This window comes from Alienimonas sp. DA493 (assembly GCF_043951915.1).
Classification (GTDB): Bacteria; Planctomycetota; Planctomycetia; order Planctomycetales; family Planctomycetaceae; genus Alienimonas.
Genome location: NZ_JBINJD010000293.1, coordinates 1 through 2,266, shown reverse-complemented (window position 1 = coordinate 2,266; position 2,266 = coordinate 1). Strand labels below are relative to the sequence as shown.

The 2,266-nt window shown below is 66.9% G+C and carries 2 protein-coding genes; both read left to right on the top strand.

The window, feature by feature from the left end; genetic code table 11:
- The first annotated feature begins 158 nt into the window (after nucleotides 1-158).
- Complete coding sequence (locus tag ACG2DA_RS22470) at nucleotides 159-1,184, top strand: MT-A70 family methyltransferase (protein WP_395258895.1); 1,026 nt, start codon at nucleotides 159-161, stop codon at nucleotides 1,182-1,184.
- A 77-nt stretch (nucleotides 1,185-1,261) separates the two neighbouring features.
- On the top strand, nucleotides 1,262-2,095 hold the full coding sequence (locus ACG2DA_RS22465; protein ID WP_395258893.1) for a hypothetical protein: 834 nt from the start codon (nucleotides 1,262-1,264) through the stop codon (nucleotides 2,093-2,095).
- Nucleotides 2,096-2,266 lie beyond the last annotated feature (171 nt).

Below are 2,266 nucleotides of genomic sequence, written 5' to 3'. Positions count from 1 at the left end.
CGGAAGTCCACCAACGAGACCGCGCCGGAAATCTTGTTGGTGAAGAACGAGTGACCCCGACGCCCGCCGCGGCGTGAACGCGGCCCTCTGAGTTCACCCTGTTTTCAAAACCCCCGACCGGGGCGAGCGCTCCCGGTCTGCCCACTGAAAGCGACGTTTTGTCAGCCCACCCGGCCCTCATCCGCTACGACGAAGCCTGTGCGGCTATCGCACGGGCGGAGTCGGTCGGCGAAGTGAAGGAGATGCGAGATCAGGCGGAGGCCATGCGGGTCTACGCCAAGCAAGCGTCCCTGTCGCTGGACATGCAAAACAAAGCCGCGGAATTGAAGCTGCGGGCGGAGCGGAAGGCGGGCGAACTGATTGCCGCCAGCGATATCGGCAAAGGGGTGAAATGTAACACGCTGTCACATTTCGGAATTGGGCGCCATCAGTCCTCCCGCTGGCAGTCGATCGCCCGCGTCCCCGCCGACGCTTTCGAGGAATACGTCTCCGGCACGATCGAGGCCGGCAAGGAACTAACGACCGCGGGGGCGTTGAAGCTGGCGAAGAAGCTGGCTCGCCCCGATGCGACCCCGCCCCCCGAACCGGACGGCGGCGGCTGCACGGTGGGCGACCTGCACGCGCTGGCCGCGACCGGCGAGAAGTTCGGCACCGTCTACGCCGACCCTGCGTGGTCCTACGGGAATCAAGGCACCCGGGCGGCGACCGGGAACCACTACGTCACCATGACGGTGGAGGACATCGCGGCGCTGCCGGTGGCGGACCTCGCCGCCGACAAGGCCCATCTGCACCTCTGGACGACCAATGCATTCCTGCGGGACGCCTTCGACATCATCGAGGCGTGGGGATTTGAGTACCGCAGCATCCTGATTTGGCACAAGCCGCAGGTCGGCATCGGGAACTACTGGCGGATCAATCACGAGTTCCTGCTGCTGGGTATTCGGGGCGGGCTCCAGTTCCCGCCGACCGACGACGCCATGACGGCGAAGAAATGGAGCGTGGTCGAGCACGACCGCATCGGTCACAGCCGCAAACCGCCGTTGTTCCGGCGGCTCATCGAGACAGTCAGCCCCGGCCCTCGGCTGGAGCTTTTCGGCCGGGAGCAAGTGCCCGGTTGGTCTGTGTGGGGCAACGAGGTTGCCCGTTCCCTGTTCGTTCCTCCCACCCCGGAAGCGTCGAAGTGATTACCTCCGAAGTTCAACGCCGCGTGCCAGCGGCCCAGTCGTCGGACCGTTGGTCCGCGTTCGCCTCGCGACTCGGCATGGGCCGCCCGGTCCACATCGCGGACGGCATTTACGCCTCGCTGGCGACCGTCACCCCCGCGGTGGCTGAGCGGATCTTGGTTCACCACCACATCGAGAACAACCGCAACAAGAAGCCGTACAGTATCGGCCGCTATCAGGAGTGCATGAAGCGCGGCGGGTGGGGCCTGACCCACCAAGGCATCGCGTTCAACGAGAACGGACTGCTGTTCGACGGGCAGAACCGCTTGCGGGCCTGCGTCGGCGCCGACACGCCGTTCCAGACGCTCGTGTTCTTCAACGTCTCGGAGCACGCGATGGTGCTGGTGGACGAGGGGACGAAGCGGTCCGGGAGCGACCGGGCCAAGATCTCCGGCGTGAAGACCGGCAAGTGGGACGTGAGCATGGCCCGCTGGATGGCGTTCGGCCGCTCCCGCCACAACCCCGACCCGGGCCAGGAGGTTGAGATCGTCAAGGCGGTTCAACCCGCCCTCGCGTTCATCCGGGAACAGTTCCCGTCCGCCGAAAAGGGTGTGACGGTGGCGCCCGTGCTGGGAGCGATCGGCCGGGCGATCGACGTGGTGGACCGGCAGCGGCTCGTGGAGTTCTGCGGGGTCCTCCGCGACTTCACCTCCGAAGGCGAAGGGGACTCCGCCGCGGTCATCCTCAACAAGTGGCTCCGCAGCAACACGAAGGAGCAGGGCGGCGGTCCGCAGGGCGAGCGTTACCTGAAAACCTCGAACGCGATCCGCTACTTCGCCGACCGCAAGCCGCTGGCGAAGTTGTACGCCCGAGAAGAGGCGGAGTTCCCGATTCCCGAGAACCTGCGGGCGTTGGTCCGTCCCGCGGAATAGCGACCAGCGGCAAGCCGTGAGTGCCACGGCGGGGACTTCCGGCGGGACCGCTCCCGCCGACGTGCGGCGGTCAGAGACGACTTGGGGCGTGCGACAGCGCCCGCACCGCACGGACCGCGAGGTCCCGACACGTATCCCGCGCCTGCCGCCCGCGGGGCCGAACCACGGCCG